Genomic DNA, 22,455 nt, shown 5'->3' with positions numbered 1-22,455 from the left:
CGGTCAGGCCGCCGCGACCAGCGTCCCGTTCGCCAGCACCTTGCCGTTGATCTCGACGACGACGTCGGCCGGCAGACCCGCCCGGCTGGCGGCCCGGATGATCGCCTCGGCCGACGGCGCGTCGTAGAGGCAATACGTCTTGCGCAGGTCGGCCGACAGGAACGAGTAGAGCCAGCTGACGCCCTCGTCGTCGTTGATCAGGTTGATCCGTTCGGCGTTCGCCTCGTTGACGTCGAGCATCTCGGCGTAGTTGCGTTCGATCATGAAGAGCGGCATGACGCCCTCCTTCCCTCACTGCATCCACCGTAGAAGCCGCCGGAAGGAGGCGCGCCCGCCCTGACCGAACACCGACAGCGACTCAGGCGAGCAGTTCCCGGGCGGTGCGCGGTGCGCGGCCGAGCAGCTTGCCGAGCAGCGGGTCGACGCCGGCGAAGAAGCCCCGATCCGCCGCCTGGTAGAAGCCGAGCAGGAAGCGCGCCATGAACTCCGGCGTGCCCTGGGCGAGCTGCGCCGCGAGCCACTCGTCCTCGGGCAGCACCTGGCAGGTGATCTCCCGGCCGGTCAGCTCGGAGGCGGCCAGGGCCAGGTCGGCGAAGGTCGGCGTCTCGGCCGCGGTGAGCGTGACCGGGCCGTCGTAGCCGCCGTCCGACGCGAGGACGACCGCGGCCGCCTCGGCCGAGTCCTCCCGGGCCGTCCAGGACACCGGGCCGTCGCCGGGCACCGCGATCACGCCGGTCTCCCGCCACGAGCCGGCCAGCCAGGTGAGGCTGTGCGCGTAGAACCCGTTGCGCAGCGACGTCCAGGCGACCCCGGACGCGGCGAGCAGGGCCTCGGTCTCGGCGTGGTGGCGCCCCGGCACGAACGGGTTGTCCAGGGCCGCGGCCTGGTGACTGGTGTAGAGGATGCGCCCGACGCCGGCGGTGACGGCCGCGTCGATCGCGGCGCGGTGCAGGCTCACCGCGTCGGCCTTCGGGTCGCTCGACGACACCAGCAGCAGCTGGTCGGCGCCCTCGAACGCGCCGGGCAACGAGGCCGGGTCGGCGTAGTCGCCGTGCCGCACGGCCACGCCGCGGCCGGCGAACCGCTGGGCCTTGGTGACGTCGCGGACGGCGACCGCGACGTCGGCGGCCGGGACGAGCTCGAGGAGGTGATCGACGGTCGCGCCGTTGAGCGCGCCGGTGGCGCCGGTAATGACGATCATGGGAGAACTCCAGGTGTTATCGATGGTTGCATCTCGACGCTAACACTGGAATCACGGCGATAACAACTATCCGCTAACATCGGAAACGTGCAGCCCACCACACGATCACGGCTGGTCGATGTCGCCGCCCACCTGCTGGCCACCGAGGGACCCGACGCGGTCACCACCCGCTCGGTCGCGCTCGCCGCCGGCGTGCAGGCGCCGGCCATCTACCGCCTGTTCGGCGACAAGAACGGCCTGCTGGACGCGGTCGCGGAGCACGGTTTCGCCAGCTACGTGGCACAGAAACCCCCGATGGGTACGGATGACGACCCCGTCGAGGGCCTGCACGCCGGGTGGACCCTGCACGTCGGCTTCGGCCTGGCGAACCCGGCCCTGTTCCGCCTGATGCACACCGCCGCGCGCACCCCGGCCGGCCAGGCCACCGTCGACTCCGGCACCGCCGTGTTGCGCCGGCGGGTCCAGTTGGTGGCCCGGGCCGGCCGCCTGCGCGTCCCGGAACGCCGCGCCGTCGACCTGATCCACGCGGCCGGCACCGGCGTGGTCTTCGCCCTGATCGAGCAGCCGCCCGACGAGCGGGACGAGACGCTGGCCGACCTGGCCTGGGAGGCGCTCTGCCGCACCCTGCTGACCGATCCCCCGGCCGCCGAGATCCCCGGCCCGGTCGCGGCGGCGGTCACGTTGCGCGCCGCCGCTCCGGGCCTGGTCGCGCTGACCCCGGCCGAGCGCACCCTGCTCGCCGACTGGCTGGACCGCGTGGCCCGGCACGACGCGCCCTGACCGGGTTCAGCCCTGGGCCGCCGCGAGTTCCGGTGCCGGCGCGGTGGCGGCGAGCCGCTTGGTGAGCCGTTCGCCCTCCACGTCCACGTTCGGCAGGATCCGGTCGAGGGGCCGGGGCAGCCACCACGCCGCCTTGCCCAGCAGGGAGAGCACCGCCGGCACCATCGTCATCCGTACCAGAAAAGCATCGACGGCGACGCCGAAGGCGAGCCCGAAACCGAGCGACTTGATGATGGTGTCGTCGGCCAGGATGAAGCCCGCGAAGACGCTCATCATGATCAGAGCGGCCGCGGTGACCACCCGGGCGCCGTGCCGCATGCCGCTGATCACCGCGTCGTCCGGGGACGCGCCGTGCACGAACTCCTCGCGGGTCCGGGTGACCAGGAAGACCTCGTAGTCCATCGCGAGACCGAAGAGGATCCCGATCAGGAAGATCGGCATGATGCTCACGATCGGCCCGGTGGACTGCAGGCCGAGCAGGTCGGCGAGGTGGCCCTGCTGGAAGATGAAGACCAGCCCGCCGAAGGCCGCGGCGACGCTGAGCAGGAAGCCGGCCGTCGCCTTGAGCGGCACCAGCAGACTGCGGAACACCAGCATGAGCAGGATGAACGCGAGACCGACAACGATCGCCAGATACGGCACCAGCGCCGTGGTCAGTGTGTCGGAGACGTCGATGTTGACCGCGGTGGTGCCGGTGACCGCGACGTCCAGCGGCAGCGCGCGGATCGACTGGACCAGGTCCTTGGTGGCCTCGCTGGTCGGCGCGCTCCTCGGGATCACGGTCAGCATCGCCGTGTCACCGGCCTTGTCCAGCACCGGTGCGGTGACCAGCACGACGTCGTCCAGTGCGCCGATCGCCTGCTTGACCCGGGCGGCCTCGGCGCCGCTGGTCACGATGACGAGGGGGCCGTTGAAGCCGGCGCCGAATCCCGCGGCGAGCCGGTCGTAGGCCTGGCGCTGGGTGGAGTCGACGGCGGCGCTGCTGTCGTCGGGCAGCGCCAGGCGCAGGTCCAGGGCCGGCAGCGCGACCAGGGCGATCACCCCGAGCGGCAGCACCACGGCGAGCACCCGGTGCCGCAGCACGGCCCGCGCCCAGCGCTCCCCGAACGGCACCGCCGCGGCCGTCGCCGGCGACGCCGACCTCGATCGGGGAAGGATCCGGCGGCCGGCGAAGCCGAGCACCGCGGGCACCAGGCTCAGCGTGACCAGGACGGCGACCGCGACCGTGCCGGCCGCCGCCCAGCCCATCGCGGCGAGGAACGGGACGCCGGTCACCGACAGCGCGGCCAGCGCGATGATCACGGTGAGGCCGGCGAAGACGACAGCGGAACCGGCGGTCCCGGTCGCGCGCCCGGCGGCCTCCTCGCCGTCACGGCCGGCCGCGAGCTCGTGGCGGAACCGGGAGACCACGAACAGCGCGTAGTCGATGCCGACGGCCAGGCCCAGCATGGTCGCGAGGGCGGACGTCGAGCCGGACAGGTCGAAGAACCCGGTGGCGATCTTGATGCTGAGCATGCCGATGCCGACCCCGGCCGCCGCGGTGAGCAGCGGCAACCCGGCCGCGACCAGCGAGCCGAACGTGATCAGCAGAACGAACGCGGCGACCAGGATGCCGATCCCCTCGGCGGTGTGGCTCTCCTCGGTGGTCTCGGTGACCTCACCGGAGTACGCCACCTGGATCCCGGCGGACGTCGCGGTGTCCCCGGCCGCTTCCATGGCCGTCCGGTCCGCGACGCTGACCTCGGTCGCGGCCACCGCGTAGGTCACCGTCGCGTATCCGGTGCGCAGGTCCGGCGCGACCGTCTTGGCCGCGAACGGATCGGTCACCGAGGCGACCCCGGGCGCCTTCGCCAGCTGCGCGACCGCCGTCTCGATCGCGGCCCGCTGTGCGGTTCCGGTCAGCTTCGCATCACCGGTGACGGTGAAGACCACCTTGGCCGAGGCGGCGTCCGTCCTGCCGCCGAAATTCTTCTCCAGTACGTCCATGGCCCGCGAGGACTCGGTGCCCGGGATGGAGAAGGCGGCGCTGGTCGGCCCGGACAGCTTATTCGCGCCCAGGGCGAGCACGGCCAGCAGGAGCACCCACGCCGCCAGGGTCAGCCGGCGGCGCCGGAACGAGAACCGGCCCAGCCGGTACAACAGGGTCGCCACGTGACGTCCTCCAACGGTGAATCGGCCCCGATACCGGGGAGACCCGTCAAACGATCGCGACAAACGGCGCGGGCGTCGTCGTGCCCGCGCAGGCGGTCACCTACCGCGAACGCAGTACGTGCGCGGCCGGGCGATACCGCGGGAACACGACGATGCGGGCGCGTACGCCGCCTACCGTCGTGACCATGCAAGACCTGACCGCGCGATGGGTGCCGACCCGGCTGCGCCTGTGGGCGGCCGACCTGCTGCTGATGATCGCGCTGTTCGTGCTGGTGCTGAGGATGGAACCGCGGCCGGTCGACGGCTGGCTGCTGGTGCAGGCGGTGTTCGCGGCCGCCGTGACGCTGCGGCGCCGGCGCTACCCGGAACGTGTGCTCGCGCTGACCACCGTCGTCACGGTGATCGGCATCTTCGCCAAGGCACCGGCCGGCGGGCTGTTCATCACGCTGGGTGTGCTCACCTACTCCGCCGCGCTGTACGGCACCCACCGGCGTCCGTGGATCTACGCGACGCTGGTGTGGACCGCGCTGATCACGGCCGGGTCGCTGGCCTACTTCGCGCAGTGGTGGGAGCCGAGCCAGTTCGGGTTGTTCGCGTTCATCTTCGGCGGAGCCGGCGCCGGCGACTCGGTACGGATGCGCCGCGCGTACATCGCCGAGGTCACCGAGCGGGCCCGGCAGGCCGAGCTGACCCGGGACCAGGAGGCCCGCCGCCGGGTGATGGACGAGCGGCTGCGGATCGCCCGGGAGCTGCACGACGTGGTCGCCCACCACATCGCGGTGATCAGCGTGCACGCCGGCGCCGCCGACCACGTGCTGCGCAACCAGCCGGAGAAGGTGTGGCCGGTGCTGGCGCACATCCGTACCGCGGCCGACACCGTCCTCGAGGAGATCAAGTCGGTGGTCGGTGTGCTGCGTGACCCGAACGAGCTGGCCAGCACCGAGCCCACCCCCGGGCTGGACCGGCTGCCCGACCTGCTCGACAGCCTGCGCGCGATGGACTTCCCGGTGCGGTTCCAGGAGCACGGCACGTCCCGGCCGCTGCCCGCGATGGTCGACCTGGCCGCGTACCGGATCGCGCAGGAGGCGCTGACCAACGCGCACAAGTACGGCGAGGGCGCCGCGCTGCTGGACGTCACGTACACCGAGGAGGCGGTCAGCGTCGAGGTCACCAACCGGGTCGCCTGGCCGCGCGGCCGCCGGCCCGGCTCCGGGTTCGGCGTGCTCGGCATGCGCGAGCGGGCCGCGGCCGCGCAGGGCACGATCACCGCCGGGCCGACCGCGGGTGGCTGGTTCCGGGTGTACGCCGTACTTCCGGCCCATGCCCCCGCCCTGCACGAGGGAGCCCCGGCATGACCATCCGGGTGCTGCTCGCCGACGACCAGGCCCTGATCCGGGCCGGGTTCCGGATGATCATCGACGCCGAGCCGGACTTCGAGGTGGCCGGGGAGGCCGCCGACGGCCGGGAGGCGGTCGACCTGGCGCACACCGCCCGGGTCGACGTGGTGCTGATGGACATCCGGATGCCCACCATGGACGGCATCGAGGCGACCCGGCGGATCGGCGCCGACGACCGGCTCGCCGGGGTGCGCGTGCTCGTGCTGACCACCTTCGACAACGACGACAACGTGGCGCTCGCGCTGCAGGCCGGCGCGAGCGGGTTCCTCGGCAAGAACGTCGCGCCGGCCGAGCTGGTGCACGCCGTCCGGGTGGTCGCCGCCGGTGAGGCGCTGCTGTCCCCGCGGGCCACCCGGGGGCTGATCAGCCGGTTCGTCGAGCAGAACCGGTCACCGGCCGGCCCGGGACTGCCCGCGCTGAGCCTGGTCACCGACCGGGAGCACGAGATCCTGGTGCTCGTCGCGCACGGGCTGTCCAATGACGACATCGCCCGGCGCCTGCACCTCTCGCCGCTGACCGTCAAGACCCACGTCAACCGTACGATGATGAAGGTCGGCGCCCGCGACCGTGCCCAGCTGGTCGTGATCGCCTACCAGAACGCCCTGGTCCGCCCGGGCGACACGTTGCTCACGTGACGAGCGTGACCACCGCCTCGGCCCGGATCGGCGCGGTCCCGCGCCGCCGCTGGCGCTGCTCGAGATGCGCCGCGAGCCGGGACAGCAGCCCGTTGACCACGATGTAGAGCACCGCGACCACGAGATACGTCTGCACCAGCGCCTGGGTGTACTGCGCCAGCGTCCGCCCGCTGTTGAGCAGCTCCGAATAGCTGACCACGTAACCCAGCGTGGTGTCCTTGAGCAGGCTCACCACCGCGGTGACCAGCACCGGGACCAGCCGCCGGACCACCTGCGGCAGGATGATCAGCCGCATCGCCTGCCCCGGGGTGAGCCCGACGCTGTACGCCGCCTCGAACTGCCCGCGCTCCATCGACAGCACGCCGGCCCGGAACAGCTCCGCGACGGTGGCCGTACCGCTGATCACAATCGGTACCACCAGCTGCCAGAAGACCGGCAGGACGATGCCGAACCGGGGCAGGCCGAGCAGGAAGACGTAGACCAGCAGCAGGGCCGGCACCGACCGGAAGAGCTCCACGAAGACCGTTGCGGGCCAGCGCAGCAGCCGGGTGCCGGAGAGCCGGGCCAGCGCGAGCAGCGCACCCAGCGGCAGCGCCAGGACCGTGCAGACCGCGGCCGCCTGCAGCGTCTTGACCAGCCCGGTCAGCAGGAACCGCTGGTAGGGCCACTCCGTGAACATCCGCCATTTGTCCGCCGCCAGCTGCCCGTTGATCGCGAACTGCCGGACCGCGAGCCCGGCCAGGACCAGACCGACGACGATCGAGACCGCGGTCACGATCCGGATGGTGCGCCGGGCCCGCGGTCCCGGTTCGTCGAACAGGATGCGGTAGTCGTCGCCCGAGGTCATCGGTTGATCCGTACGGCACGCTCCAGCCGGCCGGCCAGCACCCCGCTGCCCAGCGTGATCACCACGTAGAACGCCGTCGCCCAGGCGAAGACGATCAGTGGCTCGTCGTAGCGCAGGGTCAGTGCCGACCCCCGGTTGGTCAGGTCGGCGACACCGACCGCGGCCACCAGCGACGTGCCGAGCACCACGCCGATGAACACGTTGGCCAGCGGCTGGACCATGGCCCGGAACGCCTGCGGCAGGATCACGTGGCGCAGCGCCTGGCCGAAGGTGAGCCCGATCGACCGGGCCGCCTCGGCCTGCCCGAGCGGGACGGTCCGGATCCCGGAACGGACCGTCTCGCAGACGAACGCGGCGGCGTACAGCGCCAGGCAGATCACCGCGGAGGTGAACAGCGAGTACGTGACGCCGACGTCCGGCAGCCCGAAGACGAACAGCACGAGCAGCACCAGCAGCGGGACGTTGCGCAGCGCGCCCACGTAGGCGGCGCCGAACGCGCGCAGCGACCGCACCGGCGACACCCGGGCCACGCCGAGCAGGGTGCCCAGCACCAGCGCGCCGAGGAACGACAGCACGGTCAGCTCGAGCGTGACGACCAGGCCGCCGAGCAGGTCGGGGAGGTACCTCATGTGCCCGGGACCCCGCCGATCGCCGGGGGCTTCGGTGACGTGCCGGTCACCACCTTGCCGACCGTGGCGGCGTAGAGCCGGTTCCACAGGCCGCTGGACTCGATCTGCTGCAGCCAGGTGTTGACGAACGCCTTCATCTCCGGGTTCTGCTTGGGAACACCTATGCCGTACGGCTCCGTCGTGAACGGCTGCCCGACCACCTTCACGTCCGGCACCTTCGTCGCGTCGCCGAGCAGGATGCCCTGGTCGAGCACGTACGCGTCGACCCGCCCCTGGCGCACCGCGGCCACGCACGACGCGTCGTCCTGGAACAGGGTCACCGTGGCGCCGGGCGCGAACTTCTTGATCGCCTCGGCGGCCGTCGAGTTGCCCTCGGTCGCCACGTTCTTGCCGTTCAGGTCGCCGACCTCGGTGATCGTGGTGTTGTCCTTCTGCACCATGATCGCGTCACCGGACGAGTAGTACGGCCCGGCGAAGTCCACCTTCTCGGCCCGCCCCGGCGTGATCGTGTACGTCGCGAACACCGCGTCGACGGTGCCGTTCTGCAGCATCGCCTCGCGGGTGTCGACCGTGGTGATCGACAGTTTGGTGCTGGGCTTCCCGATGATGTACTTGGCCAGCATCATCGACAGGTCGGCGTCGAACCCGGTCAGCTTGCCGGTGACCGGGTCCCGGATCGAGAAGACCGGCCCGGCGTCGGTGCCGCCGACGTTCATGGTGCCGCGCTGCTTGATGGACGCCATCAGGGTGCCGGCCGGGATCGCCGAGTCCGGCGCCACCGGCGCGTCGGCCAGGATCTGGTCGATCGCGTCGACGTCGTTGCCGCCGGACGCGCCGTTGCCGGGCAGTGAACCGCTGTCACCGCCGCAGCCCCCGGCGGCCAGCAGGACGGCGGCCGCGACGACCGCCGCTGAGGTGCGAAGTCTTCCCATGGATTGCCTCCTGGCGTGAACTTCCCATCTCTCACCAGGATGGCCCTGCCGGGCGCATACCGCCCGCCGGGAACGGATCGAATCCAATAAATGACCCTGCGTGACTGAGAAAATCTATGCCGAAGAGACTAGACATCCTCTCCGAAGCTGGCTAACGTAGTTCTCGTAGCCAAGAGAGATCAGCAGAAACCGCTGACGAAGCTGACCGAGCGTTACGCAGGGCCCGGATCCACATCGTGGCTCGCTCGGCACAGCGGCTGAGGTGTCGCCGCGTAGTTGTTGGTACCAGCAGTGGGTAAGACCAAAGCCCTGGCGTTCTTCCAGGCCGGGGCAGGCAGGGCCGATGCACGTTCGGGGCCCGGTCTGGCAGGTTGACGCTCGTCGCACGTGTGTGGGGCCATGAGTTTCGCGTGGGGCTCCGACGCCGGCGGGTGGCAGCACAGGAATTTTCGGCAAGCAGAGGAAAGGGAGGGCTTAACACCGTTGGATCGCCCGCTTCCGGGAGTCATTTCCGATCCCGATGCGGACACCGCAGTTTCCATCGAACGAAAGGTGGTCTCCGGTCACGCTTACGCGATCCTCGCACCTCACGCCGACAGTGGCGGCAGGTGCGGAAAAGACAAACCGGCGAACGTGTCGGTAAATGGTGTTTCGACCTGTGATCCCGGGCCCCGGCGCTTCCGCGCCGGGGCCCTCGTCTCGTGGAGAGGTATATATGGCCCAATCTGACGACATGTTCGGTGATGACGACTACCCCGCCTACACGATGGGCCGTGCTGCGGAGATCACCAACTCCTCTCAGGACTTCCTGCGCCGGCTCGACGAGGCGAAACTGATCACCCCGTTCCGCTCTGCCGGTGGCCACCGGCGGTACTCCCGCTACCAGCTGCGCCTCGCCGCACGGGCCCGGGAGATGGTGGATCAGGGCACCGCCCTGGAGGCGGCCTGCCGGATCATCATCCTCGAGGACCAACTCGAGGAAGCCCTCCGGCAGAACGAGGAATACCAGCGCCGGCACCAGGCCGACGCGAGCTGACGATCAACGGTCCTTCTCCACCCCGGGAAGGATCGTTTCATCGTATTCCGGCCGCTCAGGGGGCCTAGAGTCGAAGTACGGCTCCTTCTGGAACCGGTGCCCCAGACCCTGGCACCCGGTACGCCGACCGCCAGGGACGATCATGCTCGGAATCTCCGAAGACTGTGGCGCTTCCGGCGCGGTGCTCGATGCCGAGTCCGATCGCGCCACCGAGTTGCTCGCGGCGATGGAGGCGGTGCCGGTCGGCGATCCGTCCCGGGCGGCGCTGCGGGACCGGGCGATCGAGGCCTGGCTGCCGATGGCCCGGCGCCTCGCCAACCGCTACGGCAACCGCGGCGTGCCGGGCGACGACCTGATGCAGACCGCGACGGTCGGCCTGATCAAGGCTGTGGACCGATTCGACCCCGCGCACGGGTTCGGCTTCGGCGGGTTCGCCGTCCCGACCATCCTCGGCGAGCTGAAGCGCTACTTCCGGGACCGGGTCTGGATGATCCGGGTGCCGCGCCGGCTGCAGGAGATGCGCCCCGCGATCAGCGCGGCGAACATCGAGCTGACCCAGACGCTGCGCCGGTCGCCGTCGCTCGCCGACATCGCCGCGCACCTCGGCCTCACCGAGAACGCCGTCCTGGAGGGGCTCGAGGGCGCCCGCGCCTATCACACCGTGTCGCTGTCGACGCCGCTGCTGACCGACGGCACGCGCGAGCTGAGCGACACGCTGGGCACCGACGACCACGCGTACGCTCTGGCCGAGGACCGGATCGCGCTCCGCCTGGCGCTGGCCCGGCTGAGCGAGCGGGAGCTCAGGATCCTCACGCTGCGCTTCTACGGCAACCTCACCCAGGCCGACATCGCCCGGCAGATCGGCATCTCGCAGATGCACGTCTCCCGGTTGCTGTCGCGATCGCTGCTCAAGCTGCGCCACTGCCTCGAAGCGCCCGGCGATCACGAGTCCCTCCCCGCCGACGTGGTGGCGGGCCTCCACGAGGCCGGGCGGGCGGACATGATGGAACCATGCCGGACATCCGCAACACCGAGAAGTTCCGTCAGTTCGCCGCCGAGCTGCGCAAGCAGTGCGCGGAACAGGATGTGACCCTGATGGCCGGCAAGGCCGCCGACCTGCTCGCGGCCCAGATCGAACAGCTCGCCGAAGAGCACGGCGAGACGGCGCAGGAGGTCCTCGACAAGTACCTCACCCCGACAGCGATCCCCACCTTCGTCGAGGCCATCGTCAAAGCCCTCACGATCAGCCGCGAGGTCGGTGACACCGTCGAGCCGATCACCCTGGACGTCACCGGCGCCGGCCGCACCATCGCCGCCCTCGGCATGATCATGAAGCTGACCACCGAGGAGCTGGGCCGCCCGGGCAACCACTCGGACGCCCTCAGCGTCGCCGCCGACGGGGCGAGCGCGGTCTTCGGCCTCGGCGCCATCCTGCGGGACGCCGAACCCGGCGAGCCGCTGACCCTGGGCGGCCCGGACCTGGTCCGGGCCCGGCGCGTCCTGCACCGCGCCATCGAACACCTCGGCGACGGCACCTGGCGCTGCCCCTGCGACGAACCCCACGTCATCGACGAGTTCTGCCGCCTGCAGACCGGCATCGTCCGCGAACTCGGCATCCTCGGCGGCTGGGCCGGCGGCTTCCACGAACCCCCCGCCGACCAGCGCTGACCCCTTCCGTTCCACCAGCCACTTCTCCGCACCGCCCCCACGCGGCGCCGCTGCCCCGCCGCCGCCCCCACGCGGCGCCGCCACGCCGCCCGCGCCGCGGGCCACCGCGGCGCCGCTGCCACGCCGGGCCGCAGCGCGCCTCGCGGTCCCGGCTGGCTGTCAGGGGTGCCTCACGGCCCCTGACACACCCCTCACGACCAGCCGGGGACAGCGAGCAGCGAGGCCCGCGCGACCGATGTCATTGAGGACTGCCGTTACGGTCGCGGGATGACCACGGATTCACGGCTGGCAGTGGTGTCCGGTGGCGGCACCGGCATCGGCAGGCAGATCGCGCACATGTTCGCCGGCCAGGGCGATCGGGTGGTGATCATCGGGCGGCGCGGGGACGTGCTGGAACGAGCCCAGGCGGAGATCCACGCGGCCACCGGCGCCGATCTCGTGATCCCGGTGGCCGCCGACCTGACCGATCCGGCCCAGGTGCGCGACGCCGCCGCGCGGATCACCCGGTTGGGTGACGTCGACGTGCTGGTCAACAACGCCGGGGCGATCCTCACGCCGCCCGCGGACGACAGCCTCGAGGCGCTCGCCACGTCCTGGCTGCACGACCTGAACGTCAACCTGCTCACCGCGGTGCTGCTGACCAACGCGCTGCTGCCGAGCCTGAGCCGGCCCGGCGGCCGCCTCGTCATGGTGAGTTCGGCCGCCGCCCAGCGCGGCGGCGCCGGACCGCACTCGGCCGGGTCGTACGCCGCGGCGAAGGCGGCCCTGCACGGCTGGGCGCTGGGGCTGGCCCGGCAGCTCGGGCGGGACGGGATCACCGTCAACGTGCTCGCACCCGGCTACGTCGAGGACACCGGCATCTTCCACGGCCGGGAGACCGCGGGCTTCGCGGCCACGAAGATCGCCGACACCCTGGTCGGGCGGGCCGGGAGACCCGACGACGTGGCCGCGGCGATCCGCTACATCACCTCGCCGGACGCCGGCTACCTGACCGGGCAGATCATCGGACTCAACGGCGGTGCCGTCCTCGGCCGCTGACGACGGCGCCCCGGTCCACTGTGGCTGTTGGTCTGGTTTTCATAGGAAATTTCCAGAGAAGCAGCTCAGCGGGGGTTGACGCGGTCTTCTAGGTTGTCGCGAGTGAAGATCAGGTACGTGCTCCACAACGCATACGGGACCGGCGGGACCATCCGCACGGTCGTCAATCAGGCCAATGCGCTGTGTGACATCCACGACGTCGAGATCGCCAGCGTGTACCGGTCGGCCGAGGCTCCGGTGTTCGCGCTCGACCCCCGGGTCCGGCTGGTCTCGCTGACCGATCTGCGCGAGGACGGCTCGCGCTGGACCGACCCGGCGGGCAAGAACTCCCGCTTCTGGCGCAAGACCCGCCGTTTCCCCAGTCCGCTGCCACAGCGGGCAGATTTCCGGTACGGGCGGTGGGACCCGCTGGTGGACCTGAAGGTGCTCCGGTACTTCCGGGAGCAGCGGGACGGGGCGCTGATCACCACCCGGCCGGCGCTGAACCTGATGTCGGCGTGGTTCGCGCCCCGTGAGCTGATCCGGATCGGCCAGGATCACCTGAACTTCGCGAGCTATCCGGCGCCGCTGCAGGCCGCGATCACCCGCGCGTACCCCCGGCTGGACGCGGTGACCGTGCTGACCCGTACCGACCTGACCACGTATCGGGGCGCGCTCGGCGACTCCGTACGCCTGGAGCGGATCCCGAACGGCACCCCGCCGCCGGCTGCGGACGTACCGGAAAATGATCGTGGCGTGGTCCTGGTGGCTGCCGGACGCCTGATCCGGCAGAAGGGTTTCGATCTTCTGATCGAGGCGTTCCGGCTGGTCCACGCGGAGCATCCGGAGTGGCAGTTGCGGATCTTCGGCGAGGGCAAGGCGCGGCGGAAGCTGACCGCCCGGATCGCCGAGCTCGGCCTCGGTGACGTCGTGCACCTGCGCGGGCGCACCCGGGACCTGGAGAGCGAGCTGGGCCGGGCATCGATCTTCGTGCTCAGCTCGCGCAAGGAGGGTCTGCCGATGGTGCTGCTGGAGGCGATGAGCACCGGGCTGCCGGTGGTGTCGTTCGACTGTCCGACCGGGCCGGCCGAGGTGGTCGTGGACGGCGTGAACGGGGTGCTGGTCCCGGCCGAGGACGTGCCGGGGCTGGCCGCCGGGATGTCCCGGCTGATCACGAACGGTCACGAGCGCTCGGCGATGGGCAAGGCCGCCCGGGCGACCGGCGCCGAGTACGCCATGCCGGTCATCGCCGGCCAGTGGGAGAAGCTGTTCGCCGAGCTCAGCCCCGGCCGGCTCGGCTGAACGGACGATGCCCCGGCCGTTCTCTACCTAGATAGAGTTCGCGCCATGGTGCGACCCCGACGCCCGTCCGCGCAGACCGCCCTGGTCCTCGCCGCCCTCGCCGACGACCCTGCCGTGTGGCGCTACGGCTACGAGCTCGGCCGGCAGGTCGGCCTGAAAGCCGGCTCGCTGTACCCGATCCTGATCCGGCTGCGCGACCGCGAGCTGCTCGAGGCGGCCTGGGAGGACGATCCGGCACCGGGCCGGCCGCCACGGCACCTGTACCGGCTGACCACGGACGGCCTGCGCTGGGCCGCCGAGACGGCCGCCCAGCCGGCGCTGGTCCGGGCAGTCACCCGGTTGCGGGAGGCATGATCGTGTCCACTGATCAGGATCGGCCGGCCCGGTTGCTGGCCGCTGCCGTACGGGTGATGCCGGCCGGTCGCCGGGACTGGGGCCGGGCGATGCAGGCGGAACTGTCCGCGATCGACGAGCCGGCCGAGCGGCGCAGCTTCGCCCGGGGCTGCCTGCGCGCCGCGGCGGCCGAGTTCCACCTGCTCCGCGCGGCCGTGCACCTGATCGTGGTGCTCGGCACCCTGGTCACCCTGCTGGCCTGGATCGCCGCCGTCGACTACCCGCCCCTGGTCGCGGTCCTGTCCGTGGTGGTGTCGGCGCTGGCCGTGGTCTGCTGGGCCGGCCGCCGGGCCGGCATGCTGGGCCCGACCGGCGACAGCTGGCTCGCGTGGCTGCTGCGCACCGGCGGCTACCTGCTCGCCGCCGTGATCGTCGCCGCCACGGCCACCGGGCAGGTCACCGACGACAGCATCGGCATCCTGGTGTTCGCCACCATCCCGGCCAGCTTCCTGCTCGGCCTCGTCGCGGTCCTCGCGAAGCGGTCGGCGGCGAGCGCGCGGGTGCTGCTGACCGGAGCCGGCAGCGGACTCGCCGCCACGCTGGCCTGGCTGGCCGTCGTGGTGATGGCCCCACCGATCCCGCCGTCGACCGGCCTGGCGCTCGCGCTTACCGCGGTGGCCGCCGCCGTCGCGGCCCTGGCGAACGCCGCCCCGTCCGACACCAAGCAGGGCCGCCTGCTCGCGGCGCTGCTGGCCACCGCCACCACGATGGTGTCGATCTTCGTGGGGGTGGTGGCGCTGGCGCACTGGGGCCCGGATGCCCTGATCCCGAACATCACCCCGCACGCTCTGGCCGGCAGTGAGATCGCGGAGAGCCGGATCGAAATCATTGATCCGTACGTGCTGGTCCTGGTCCTGAGCGGGGTGGTCTCGGCCGCGCTCGCCCTGGCCGCGGTCCTGACCCGTCGCCCGGTGACCGGCGCGGCCCGCGTCACGTTGTGAGCAGCTGCCTCGTCGGAACGGTGACAACACCGACGAGAGGGGCGACATGCCGACAGTCCGGGAAGCGCTCACCATCGAGACGTACCGGCGGTTCCACGCCGCGGTCAACAGCGGTGACCTCGAGGTCATCGAGACGGCGATCGAGGAGGTCATCCATCCGGACTGCCGGTTCCACACCGCGGAGCCGAGCGGGCTGACCGCGATCGCCCTGCAGAAACGGATCTGGGCGACGCTGCTGCGGGCGTTTCCCGACCTGCACGTGACGGTCGACGACCTGCTCTGCGCCGACGACAAGATCGTGGCGCGGCAGACGGTGACCGGGACGAACACCGGCGAGTACCGGGGCATGCCGCCGACCGGCAGAACGGTCCGCTACCCCGAGATCTTCATCTTCCGCTTCGCTGACGGCCAGATCGTCGACCTGTGGGGTGTGGTGGACGTGCTCTCCCAGCTGCGCCAGCTCGGGCACGTGACGTAGCCCCCGGCGTCGGTCAGCGTGCGCCGGAGCGCGGGGCCGGGGCGTTGATCGCGAACGGGTGCCGCAGCCGCTGCATGGTCTCGGCGTTGCGGCCCTCGGCCTGGCTCTCCACGAGCTGGTCGTCGGAGGCCGGAGCGCGGAAGAGTTCGCTGGTCACGTGCTGCGGAGCGGGGATCATCGTGGTCATGGTCATGGTGTAGCCGACTTTCTTTACGTTCGTGTGAATCGGGCCCGTCGGGCCGACTGGGGAAATCGCCACTGCGGGCGAGGACAGCCGCCGTCACGCGGCTGAAGGAAGTGCCGGAAACGAGTGCATCGCCGTCGGCACTGATCAGAATGCCTGTCGGCGGTCGCTCGGCTGGTGCAACTGAGGTGCGGTCAGGCGGCCGTGATGCGGATGCCTGGTGGCCCGGCGCCGGAGGCCCAGCGACGTGCGCTGCTGCCGTGCCGGCCCGGATCGAGATAGCGCCTGAATCGCGCCGATAACTGATAGTACTCCGCCCCGGACGAACCACCCGCGCGGAGTACCAAGGAGCCGGCCTTCGAGCTGCGGGACCTCAGTCGCCGCCGGACCGCGTCTGCCGGGTACGGCCCCACCGGCCGACGATCGAGATGAACGCCGCGAAGATCGCCAACACGGCGAGCCATCCCGGCGCGGACGTCCACACCGGCGTCGCGTAACCGTCCGCGGTCACGATCCGTTCCGGGTGATCCGGATCGACGTAGACCGTCACTGCCCGTCCCACCGGCATCTTGTCGATCAGCCACGGAGCGCGCAGGTCAGCGCTGCGGGCCTGGCCCAGGACCGTATAGCCCACGGTGTACCAGTGGTCGATCTCAGTGTCGTGATCGGCGGTGATGACCCCCTGGGCCGGAATGCCGTGCTCGATGATCTGCGTCCGCCGGTGCTCACCGATCAGGTAGACACCCGCAGCCGCCAGCCCAAGGCTGAAAGCGATCAGCAAACCTGCCGTCGTACGCTTCCCGCTCATTGCCCTGTCCTCCTCGGAACACCTCGTGGCGACCAGCACCGACCTGCCGGTGCGCTCGCTGATTCAGCGCGCGCGTCGGTAGTGCATGGCCACCACGCCGTTGCGGAACGGCTTCGCTGAGATCAGCTCGAGCTCGCGCGTGGCGGGCAGCCCACCCTGGTGCAGCGTCGGGCCGTGGCCGGTGATCCTGGGCTGGAGGAGCAGCTGGTACTCGTCGATCAGGTCCAGCCGGTCGAGTTCGGTGGCGAGCGCGCCGCTTCCGAGGAGGACCCCGGCCGGGGTCGCGTCCTTGAGACTCTGCACGCTCTCCCGCAGGTCACCGGCGAGGTGGTGGCTGTTGGCCCACGAGAAGTCCTTGCGGGTCGACGACGCGACGTATTTGGGTTTGGCCTGCAGTTTGGCCGCCCACTCGCGCATGGCCGGCCGTGCTTCCACGTCACCGCGGGCGACGGCCGGCCAGTAGCCTTCCATCATCTCGTAGGTGACACGACCCCACAGCATGGCGTCGCACTCGTCCATGAGACGGGTGAAGTGGGCGTGCGTCTCGTCGTCGGCGATCCCCTCCTGGTGGTCGACACAACCATCCAGGGTGACGTTGAGGCTGAAAATGAGCAGTCCCATAGCCGGCGATCCTAACGCCACAACACCGCCCGGCTCAGGCCCGCCGCAGCCACAGCACCGACTCGCCGGGCATCGGCCGCAGCCGTCGCGGCGGTCGCCGGCAAGGTCATGGGCGACGGCAACCGGGTGTGTCTCCTCACTTCTGCGGTGCCGAGTTGCGGCCGGGACTTCATACGAGCGACTGCCGCTTTCCGTCACCTCATGTCCGGCGGCGGAAAGCGGCAGGGTTCCGAGGTCGAGTCAGGCGCGGTAGGCCGCGCCTGACTCGACCTCACTTCTCAAACACGCCCGAGCGGTGGAATGACTCGATCTCGTTGGTGACACCGCTGATGGGGGTTTTGCCAGTGAGTACGGGCAGGCCGCGTTTGTCGTCGTTGAGGGCGTACCTGAAGAAGGCCGTGAGGTAGGTGACGGCCAGGTTCTTCTGTTGTTCGGCGGTAGGCCGGCCGGTGGTCTCAGGGCAGGTGGTGTCGTCCCCGTCGGTCGGGCCGGGCCCCTTGGTCCATGCGGTGTTGAAGTAGTTGTGGTTGGCCGTGGGCATCTTGACCAGGAAGCCACCGACGCCGTGGTGACTCTCGGCGTCGCGGTAGAAGGCCTCGTCCCGGGTGCCGAAGCAGCCTGCCGACAGGACCGCCACCTGCGCCTTGGTGACCGTCATGTCGAACAGGTTGAAGTAGGGCGACGCGACCGCGACGACGCCTCGGATTCGCACGCCGGCCGGTAGCTCCGCCCGGTGGGCGTCGGCCGCCTGGTAGAAGACGCCCTGGCCACCGACCGAGTGGCCCATTGTCCCGACTCTGGTCAGGTCGAGGTGGTTCCGGAAGTCGACGTCGGCCGGACGGCCGGTGGCCGGGTCGGTGAACCGGCCTGCCAGCGGCCCTCCGCCGGTGGTGGTGAGCTGCTGCAGCATCGCCAGGTGCCTGTTGATCAGGTGGGCCCGCTCGGGAGCGGTACCCACGTGGTAATTGATGCCGTTCGCGGCCGGAGAGACGACCACGAAGCCGTCCCGGGACAGCGAACGGGCCAGGTAGTCATAACCGCGGTTGCTCGGGTACGGCTTGACGCCAGGCGGGCACGGCCAGGCCCAGTCGTCCTCGGCGGCCGAGTAGCAGGCCACCTGCTGCCCGTGCAGCAGGACGACGACGGGCAGCTTGCCGGTCAGCTTCTTCGGGTAGTGCACGACGGCTCGCAACTCGGAGACGCCGCCCCAGTCCGGCTTGTCGGTGAACGCCTTGTCGCCCAGGTTGTACTCGACGACACCCACCGGGTCGCCGGCAGTGGGCATGGTGCTCGCATCTGCCGTGGTCCCGTGTGTCGCCATCACGGCGGCCAAGGCCACGGCGGCCGCCGCGAGCACTGCCGCACCCAGGATCGTGCGTCGTTTCATGACATCTCCCGATCTAGCAATTCCCATGATCGGGATCAGACAGTAGGAGCCGGATGTCTGAACATTGTCAGGTCCGCCGAGTCGGCCGGGTTGGGCAAGGCCCGCCGCCGGATCATGGCACTCGAGGCCGACTGGCGATCCATCGCCGGGCCGCCGAGCTGCTAAGGAGGCGGTACCCCCAAAAGCCCGGTTCGCGTTTCCCGGTCTGCTTCTCACTCTGTCTCGCCGACCTCTTCGGTGAGCAGCCGGTGGGTCGCGCGGTAGACCTCGAGGACCTCTGCCTGTCGGCAGCCCGTCCCGGTGCAGAAGTTTTCACACTGGCGACGCCGACACCAAGCACGCGCCGGACGAGCCCACTACGCCCCCACGCCTCGCCCTCGAACTTCAACCATGATCACGAATGGCGGCTACCGTATTAGGCGCGCAGGAAGGTGAGGACAGCCAGCACGCGGCGGTGTTCCCGTTCGTGATGGACCAGTCCGAGCTTGGTGAAGATCGCCGTGACGTGCGCCTCGACGGTCTTGATCGCCAGGTGCAGGTCGGCGGCGACGGCGGCGTTGGACAGGCCCTGGGCCATCAGGGCGAGTACCGCGCGCTCCCGGTCGGTGAGCTTGTCGAGGGGATCCCGCTCCCTCCGCCGGGATACCAGCCGGGCGACGAGTTCGGGGTCGATGACGGTTTCGCCACGGGCTACCCTCCGCACGTCGGTCCCGAACGCGGCGAGGTCGGAGACGCGGTCTTTGAGAAGGTAGCCCACGCCGCCGTCGAACTCGGTCATGAGTCGAAGGGCGTGGTGTACTTCGACGTATTGCGACAGCAGCATCAGGCCGATGCCCGGCGCCGTCGCGCGGATCGCGGCCGCGGTGTCGATGCCCTCGGCCGCGAAGCCGGGCGGCATCCGCAAGTCGATCACGGCGACGTCCGGCGGGTCAGCGCGCACCAGGCCGAGCAGTGTCGCACCGTTCCCGGCCTGCCCGGTCACGGTGAATCCGATGTCGGTAAGAATGCGGGCCATGCCTTCGCGGAACAGCACGGCGTCATCGGCGAGCATCACCCGCACGGGATCACCGTTCTCAGTCGAGTGCCGGCCGGACCGCTTTCGACCGTCAGGCGGGCGTCGAGCGTCACGAGCCGGTCGGCGAGCCCTTCCAGCCCGCCGCCCGCCCGCACCGCGGCGCCGCCGCAGCCGGTGTCGGACACCTCGATGACCAGGCCAACCCCGGCGAGGGCGACCCGGACCGTCACGGCGTCGGCGCCGGAGTGCTTGGCGGCGTTCGTCAGCCCCTCGCTGACCACGAAGTACGCCGTGGACTCGACCTCGGCCGGCAAGCGGCGGGCCACCGACACGGTCAGCCGCACCGGCAGCCGCGACCGGTCGGCGAGGAAGCCGATCGCGGCCTCGAGACCGTCCTGGGTCAGCACGGCCGGGTGCAGGCCTCTCGCCATCTCGCGCAGCTCCGCGGTGGCCTCCAGCAACTGCCGGCGTACGTCGTCGGCCCGGGCCGCGACCTCGGCCGCGCCGAACGTCGTGGCGAGCCTCACCACGCCGCCGAGCTCCATCGCGACGGTCACCAGCCGCTGCTGTGCGCCGTCGTGCAGGTCGCGCTCCAGCCGCCGGCGTGCGGCGTCCCCGGCCGCGACCAGGCGCTGAGCGGTCGCCCGCAGCTCCAGCACGAGCCCGGCCTGGGCGGCCAGGTCGCCGACCAGGCGCCGCTCGCCGATCGACAGGGTGTCACCCGGAGCTTTCGTCACGGTGATCGCGCCGCGGAACCGGCCGTCGTGGCGCACCGGCACGGCCGCCAGATCGGCCAGCAGACGAGAATCGGGGGGAAGGGTGGTCGTGGTGGGCCAGGCGGACACCGCCCGCAGCTCGTCGGCCGGGCCGGTCCAGAGCATCACCTCATGCGCTCCGACGGCGTCGGCGACGGTGGTGCAGATCCCGTCGAGCAATCCACCGGCAGGAGCGGTGAAGTGCGCCGACAGCCGGGCCAGCGCCTCGTAGGGAGTGGCTCGCCGCCCGTAGACGACCCGGTCGGCCAGCCGCTGTACGCGCCGGCGCAGGGGCTCGAAGGCGACCGCCACCAGTCCGGTGGCCAGTAGCGACAGCAGGGTGCCGTACCCGCCGACGAGGCGGCCGATGCCGGTGACGACGACGGCATAGCCTCCGGTCACCAGTGCTGCCATCGCGCCGAAGACCAGCGACTTGTTGATTACCGGGTCGATGTCGTAGAGGTGGTACCGCAGGATCGCGGCGCCGGCCGCCACGGCGAGCAACGGCACCGTCAGCGCGCCGGGAACCGGCGATCCCCACACCGCCAGGCCGAGCACCATCACCGCGGCGGACACCGTCGCCGCGTAGAGGAACCAGCGTAGTTGACGGACCTCGTCGCCGTGTGCCCGCCACATCCGCACTACCACGCAGGCTACCCAGGTCAGCTGGAACAGCAGGTAGCCGACCGGGCGGGCGATGCCGTAGAAGACCTCCGCGGTCGGTGACCCGGGAACGTGGAACGGATGACCAGCGACCAGACCGGTGCGGCCGTACTCGACCGGCCACAGCGCCGAGACCGCGGAAAGGACGAGCCCCACTGCGGTGAGGACGCCGACGACCGGCACCCAACCGCGAGACGGCAACCGACCGGTCGGGAAGCACATCACCGCCACGCCGACCAGGACCAGCACCAGCGGGAGCGGGCAGACCCCGAGCCAGCCGATCCAGGAGGCACCCGGCAGCGAGCCCGTGTGCAGGCCGTACTGCCGCCCGGCGAACATCAGCGCGTGGGCAGCGCCGACGGCGACGAACAGCCAACCCTCCCGGCTGCAAGGATGGCGGCGGACCACGTACAGCCCGACCGCGCTGAACGACGCGGCGGTCAGACCGTTGTGCAGGTTGCCGATATGCAGCCCGAGCGCGAAGCCTCCGGCGACGAGTACGGCGGTTACCGCGCCCACCGCCCAGCGCAGCGCCCCTGCCCGGATCACGTCTGTATCGTGCCAGCACAGGAGTGTCATGTGATCAGGGTTAACCCTGCGAATGTCGAGGGCCGGCCCGGATGCCGGGCGGCGTCGGCACACCGACGGTAGAAGCTATGACTTCCACGCCTCTGGGGCGCCTGCTCACTGCGTCGCTTGTCGTCGCGCCTGCCATCTATCTGATCGCCGACCTGCTCTACGCGACTCGCGGCTGGGACGATCCCACCGCAGCCGTAGTCCACGTCCTCGGCGCGGTCGGCTACACCCTTGTCATGGTTCGCCTCGTGACCCTCGGCAACGGCATGTTGGCTGCGGTGCTGCTTGTGGTCGGCGCGTTCGGCGCGGCCGGCGACGTCGCGTACGGGTTCAACACCATCCACGTTTCGCTGGGCGACACCGATCTGGTCGACGCCACCGGCGCCGCCGTGCTGATCAAGCCGCTCGGCCTGTGCTTCCCCCTCACGCTGCTGCTCGGCGCCGCCGTACTGCGCGGGATCGCGCCGACCTGGACCGTCGCGCTCCTCGCGGTGTCCGCGATCACCTGGCCGATAGCCCACATCGCCAACATCGGCTGGGTCGCCGTGGCAGTCAACGCCACACTCGTCGCCGTGTTCAGCACCGTTGCCGTCGTCCTCCACCGCGCCCCAGAACCGGTCCCAGCCCCAGCCGGCCAGAGCGTGTTTCATGAGTAGGTCAGAGCCACCCGCAGATGATGGTGATGGTTAGGGCTGCCTGGTAGCGGGGCTTGACAGGGACACGGCACGAGGCACTCCTGTCACATGCCAGTGACGCCGTCTGCCATCTCTCGGAGGATGTCGAGGTGGCCGTTGTGGCGGGCTGTCTCCTCGATGAGGTGCAAGAGTACGAAGCGCAAGGTCATGGTCTGCCCATTACTCATCGTCTTCTGCGAGCGGCTGTCGAGATCCAGGCCGGCAACGAGGGCGCGGTAGCGCTCGGACTGGGCTTCGTAGTCGTCGAGAAGTTGACCCATTTGGCTCGGACGGTGCCCCGGGCGTAGTCAAGCATCGCCACCAGGGTGCTTCGCTCGTCCCAGGTCGCCGGCATGTCTGTTCGC

General features: G+C 70.7%; 24 protein-coding genes and 1 pseudogene. 12 read left to right on the top strand and 13 right to left on the bottom strand.

What is annotated here, in order from left to right:
• Positions 1-3 precede the first annotated feature (3 nt).
• Positions 4-276 (bottom strand): DUF4242 domain-containing protein, encoded by a 273-nt coding sequence (locus tag Apa02nite_RS41685; protein WP_203830006.1) that lies wholly within the window; start codon positions 274-276, stop codon positions 4-6.
• Positions 277-358: 82 nt separating this feature from the next.
• Positions 359-1,201: an SDR family oxidoreductase gene (locus Apa02nite_RS41680; RefSeq protein WP_203830005.1), complete on the bottom strand. Its 843-nt coding sequence runs from the start codon at positions 1,199-1,201 to the stop codon at positions 359-361.
• A gap of 87 nt (positions 1,202-1,288) precedes the next feature.
• Here Apa02nite_RS41680 and Apa02nite_RS41675 point away from each other — a divergent pair, with 87 nt between their 5' ends.
• Positions 1,289-1,981, top strand: a complete 693-nt coding sequence (locus Apa02nite_RS41675; protein WP_067684639.1) for a TetR/AcrR family transcriptional regulator — start codon at positions 1,289-1,291, stop codon at positions 1,979-1,981.
• A 6-nt stretch (positions 1,982-1,987) separates the two neighbouring features.
• On the opposite strand, the gene Apa02nite_RS41670 is transcribed toward Apa02nite_RS41675, so the two are convergent.
• Positions 1,988-4,132, bottom strand: coding sequence for an MMPL family transporter (locus Apa02nite_RS41670; RefSeq protein WP_203830004.1), 2,145 nt, complete (start codon positions 4,130-4,132; stop codon positions 1,988-1,990).
• 185 nt (positions 4,133-4,317) lie between these two features.
• Here Apa02nite_RS41670 and Apa02nite_RS41665 point away from each other — a divergent pair, with 185 nt between their 5' ends.
• The gene (locus Apa02nite_RS41665) at positions 4,318-5,487 is read left to right on the top strand and encodes a sensor histidine kinase (RefSeq protein ID WP_203830003.1); all 1,170 of its coding nucleotides are present in this window, start codon (positions 4,318-4,320) and stop codon (positions 5,485-5,487) included.
• The gene (locus tag Apa02nite_RS41660; RefSeq protein WP_203830002.1) at positions 5,484-6,164 is read left to right on the top strand and encodes a response regulator; all 681 of its coding nucleotides are present in this window, start codon (positions 5,484-5,486) and stop codon (positions 6,162-6,164) included. Before Apa02nite_RS41665 ends, Apa02nite_RS41660 begins: the two co-directional genes overlap by 4 nt.
• Here Apa02nite_RS41660 and Apa02nite_RS41655 read toward each other — a convergent pair.
• From Apa02nite_RS41655 to Apa02nite_RS41645, 3 genes are read right to left on the bottom strand one after another with little or no spacing between them, the layout of a single operon-like run.
• Positions 6,157-7,011 (bottom strand): amino acid ABC transporter permease, encoded by an 855-nt coding sequence (locus Apa02nite_RS41655; RefSeq protein ID WP_203830001.1) that lies wholly within the window; start codon positions 7,009-7,011, stop codon positions 6,157-6,159. The two genes, Apa02nite_RS41660 and Apa02nite_RS41655, sit on opposite strands and share 8 nt — an antisense overlap.
• Entirely contained in the window at positions 7,008-7,640 is a 633-nt protein-coding gene (locus Apa02nite_RS41650; protein ID WP_203830000.1) for an amino acid ABC transporter permease, read from the bottom strand. The genes Apa02nite_RS41655 and Apa02nite_RS41650 overlap by 4 nt, the downstream gene beginning before the upstream one ends.
• Entirely contained in the window at positions 7,637-8,572 is a 936-nt protein-coding gene (locus Apa02nite_RS41645) for a glutamate ABC transporter substrate-binding protein (protein ID WP_203829999.1), read from the bottom strand. The genes Apa02nite_RS41650 and Apa02nite_RS41645 overlap by 4 nt, the downstream gene beginning before the upstream one ends.
• A 715-nt stretch (positions 8,573-9,287) precedes the next feature.
• Here Apa02nite_RS41645 and Apa02nite_RS41640 point away from each other — a divergent pair.
• The 8 genes and pseudogenes from Apa02nite_RS41640 to Apa02nite_RS41605 all read left to right on the top strand — a co-directional run bounded on the left by Apa02nite_RS41640 (position 9,288) and on the right by Apa02nite_RS41605 (position 15,407).
• A complete protein-coding gene (locus tag Apa02nite_RS41640) occupies positions 9,288-9,608 on the top strand; it encodes a MerR family transcriptional regulator (protein ID WP_203829998.1) in 321 nt (106 codons plus the stop codon).
• A 142-nt stretch (positions 9,609-9,750) separates the two neighbouring features.
• Positions 9,751-10,548: pseudogene (locus Apa02nite_RS41635) on the top strand (SigB/SigF/SigG family RNA polymerase sigma factor); the annotation flags it as partial.
• Positions 10,549-10,619: 71 nt separating this feature from the next.
• A complete protein-coding gene (locus Apa02nite_RS41630) occupies positions 10,620-11,276 on the top strand; it encodes a hypothetical protein (RefSeq protein WP_203829996.1) in 657 nt (218 codons plus the stop codon).
• Positions 11,277-11,543: 267 nt separating this feature from the next.
• The gene (locus Apa02nite_RS41625; RefSeq protein WP_203829995.1) at positions 11,544-12,314 is read left to right on the top strand and encodes an SDR family NAD(P)-dependent oxidoreductase; all 771 of its coding nucleotides are present in this window, start codon (positions 11,544-11,546) and stop codon (positions 12,312-12,314) included.
• Between the two features lie 117 nt (positions 12,315-12,431).
• Positions 12,432-13,595 carry a glycosyltransferase family 4 protein gene (locus Apa02nite_RS41620; RefSeq protein WP_239164925.1) on the top strand — a complete coding sequence of 388 codons (1,164 nt, stop codon included), beginning with the start codon at positions 12,432-12,434 and terminating at the stop codon, positions 13,593-13,595.
• A gap of 45 nt (positions 13,596-13,640) precedes the next feature.
• Complete coding sequence (locus tag Apa02nite_RS41615) at positions 13,641-13,949, top strand: PadR family transcriptional regulator (protein WP_203829993.1); 309 nt, start codon at positions 13,641-13,643, stop codon at positions 13,947-13,949.
• Positions 13,950-13,951: 2 nt separating this feature from the next.
• Positions 13,952-14,929 (top strand): hypothetical protein, encoded by a 978-nt coding sequence (locus Apa02nite_RS41610; RefSeq protein ID WP_203829992.1) that lies wholly within the window; start codon positions 13,952-13,954, stop codon positions 14,927-14,929.
• Between the two features lie 46 nt (positions 14,930-14,975).
• A complete protein-coding gene (locus Apa02nite_RS41605; RefSeq protein ID WP_203829991.1) occupies positions 14,976-15,407 on the top strand; it encodes an ester cyclase in 432 nt (143 codons plus the stop codon).
• Positions 15,408-15,420: 13 nt separating this feature from the next.
• On the opposite strand, the gene Apa02nite_RS41600 is transcribed toward Apa02nite_RS41605, so the two are convergent.
• The 6 genes from Apa02nite_RS41600 to Apa02nite_RS41575 form a co-directional block, all read right to left on the bottom strand.
• On the bottom strand, positions 15,421-15,594 hold the full coding sequence (locus Apa02nite_RS41600; RefSeq protein ID WP_203829990.1) for a hypothetical protein: 174 nt from the start codon (positions 15,592-15,594) through the stop codon (positions 15,421-15,423).
• Between the two features lie 370 nt (positions 15,595-15,964).
• Positions 15,965-16,438, bottom strand: coding sequence for a DUF3592 domain-containing protein (locus Apa02nite_RS41595; protein ID WP_203829989.1), 474 nt, complete (start codon positions 16,436-16,438; stop codon positions 15,965-15,967).
• Between the two features lie 24 nt (positions 16,439-16,462).
• Positions 16,463-17,020, bottom strand: coding sequence for a dihydrofolate reductase family protein (locus Apa02nite_RS41590; RefSeq protein WP_203829988.1), 558 nt, complete (start codon positions 17,018-17,020; stop codon positions 16,463-16,465).
• A gap of 271 nt (positions 17,021-17,291) precedes the next feature.
• Positions 17,292-18,407, bottom strand: coding sequence for an alpha/beta hydrolase (locus Apa02nite_RS41585; protein WP_203829987.1), 1,116 nt, complete (start codon positions 18,405-18,407; stop codon positions 17,292-17,294).
• A gap of 415 nt (positions 18,408-18,822) precedes the next feature.
• Positions 18,823-19,467, bottom strand: coding sequence for a response regulator transcription factor (locus Apa02nite_RS41580; protein WP_203829986.1), 645 nt, complete (start codon positions 19,465-19,467; stop codon positions 18,823-18,825).
• Positions 19,458-21,389, bottom strand: a complete 1,932-nt coding sequence (locus Apa02nite_RS41575) for a sensor histidine kinase (RefSeq protein WP_203829985.1) — start codon at positions 21,387-21,389, stop codon at positions 19,458-19,460. Before Apa02nite_RS41575 ends, Apa02nite_RS41580 begins: the two co-directional genes overlap by 10 nt.
• A 107-nt stretch (positions 21,390-21,496) precedes the next feature.
• On the opposite strand from Apa02nite_RS41575, the gene Apa02nite_RS41570 reads away from it, so the two are divergent.
• Positions 21,497-22,072 (top strand): hypothetical protein, encoded by a 576-nt coding sequence (locus Apa02nite_RS41570; protein WP_203829984.1) that lies wholly within the window; start codon positions 21,497-21,499, stop codon positions 22,070-22,072.
• Positions 22,073-22,155: 83 nt separating this feature from the next.
• Here the strand turns inward: Apa02nite_RS41570 and Apa02nite_RS41565 are convergent, their stop codons facing one another.
• Complete coding sequence (locus Apa02nite_RS41565; RefSeq protein ID WP_203829983.1) at positions 22,156-22,371, bottom strand: mycothiol transferase; 216 nt, start codon at positions 22,369-22,371, stop codon at positions 22,156-22,158.
• Between the last annotated feature and the right edge of the window lie 84 nt (positions 22,372-22,455).

The organism is Actinoplanes palleronii (assembly GCF_016862315.1).
Lineage (GTDB): Bacteria > Actinomycetota > Actinomycetes > Mycobacteriales > Micromonosporaceae > Actinoplanes > Actinoplanes palleronii.
Note: the sequence above shows the minus strand (reverse complement) of the source record. Positions and strands in the feature narration are given on the sequence as shown.

Coding starts and splice junctions, on each gene's coding strand:
- Apa02nite_RS41685 (WP_203830006.1), bottom strand. CDS start 276: ATGCCGCTCTTCATGATCGAACGCAACTACGCCGAGATGCTCGACGTC.
- Apa02nite_RS41680 (WP_203830005.1), bottom strand. CDS start 1,201: ATGATCGTCATTACCGGCGCCACCGGCGCGCTCAACGGCGCGACCGTC.
- Apa02nite_RS41665 (WP_203830003.1), top strand. CDS start 4,318: ATGCAAGACCTGACCGCGCGATGGGTGCCGACCCGGCTGCGCCTGTGG.
- Apa02nite_RS41660 (WP_203830002.1), top strand. CDS start 5,484: ATGACCATCCGGGTGCTGCTCGCCGACGACCAGGCCCTGATCCGGGCC.
- Apa02nite_RS41655 (WP_203830001.1), bottom strand. CDS start 7,011: ATGACCTCGGGCGACGACTACCGCATCCTGTTCGACGAACCGGGACCG.
- Apa02nite_RS41650 (WP_203830000.1), bottom strand. CDS start 7,640: ATGAGGTACCTCCCCGACCTGCTCGGCGGCCTGGTCGTCACGCTCGAG.
- Apa02nite_RS41645 (WP_203829999.1), bottom strand. CDS start 8,572: ATGGGAAGACTTCGCACCTCAGCGGCGGTCGTCGCGGCCGCCGTCCTG.
- Apa02nite_RS41640 (WP_203829998.1), top strand. CDS start 9,288: ATGGCCCAATCTGACGACATGTTCGGTGATGACGACTACCCCGCCTAC.
- Apa02nite_RS41630 (WP_203829996.1), top strand. CDS start 10,620: ATGCCGGACATCCGCAACACCGAGAAGTTCCGTCAGTTCGCCGCCGAG.
- Apa02nite_RS41625 (WP_203829995.1), top strand. CDS start 11,544: ATGACCACGGATTCACGGCTGGCAGTGGTGTCCGGTGGCGGCACCGGC.
- Apa02nite_RS41615 (WP_203829993.1), top strand. CDS start 13,641: ATGGTGCGACCCCGACGCCCGTCCGCGCAGACCGCCCTGGTCCTCGCC.
- Apa02nite_RS41605 (WP_203829991.1), top strand. CDS start 14,976: ATGCCGACAGTCCGGGAAGCGCTCACCATCGAGACGTACCGGCGGTTC.
- Apa02nite_RS41600 (WP_203829990.1), bottom strand. CDS start 15,594: ATGACCACGATGATCCCCGCTCCGCAGCACGTGACCAGCGAACTCTTC.
- Apa02nite_RS41590 (WP_203829988.1), bottom strand. CDS start 17,020: ATGGGACTGCTCATTTTCAGCCTCAACGTCACCCTGGATGGTTGTGTC.
- Apa02nite_RS41585 (WP_203829987.1), bottom strand. CDS start 18,407: ATGAAACGACGCACGATCCTGGGTGCGGCAGTGCTCGCGGCGGCCGCC.
- Apa02nite_RS41570 (WP_203829984.1), top strand. CDS start 21,497: ATGACTTCCACGCCTCTGGGGCGCCTGCTCACTGCGTCGCTTGTCGTC.
- Apa02nite_RS41565 (WP_203829983.1), bottom strand. CDS start 22,371: ATGGGTCAACTTCTCGACGACTACGAAGCCCAGTCCGAGCGCTACCGC.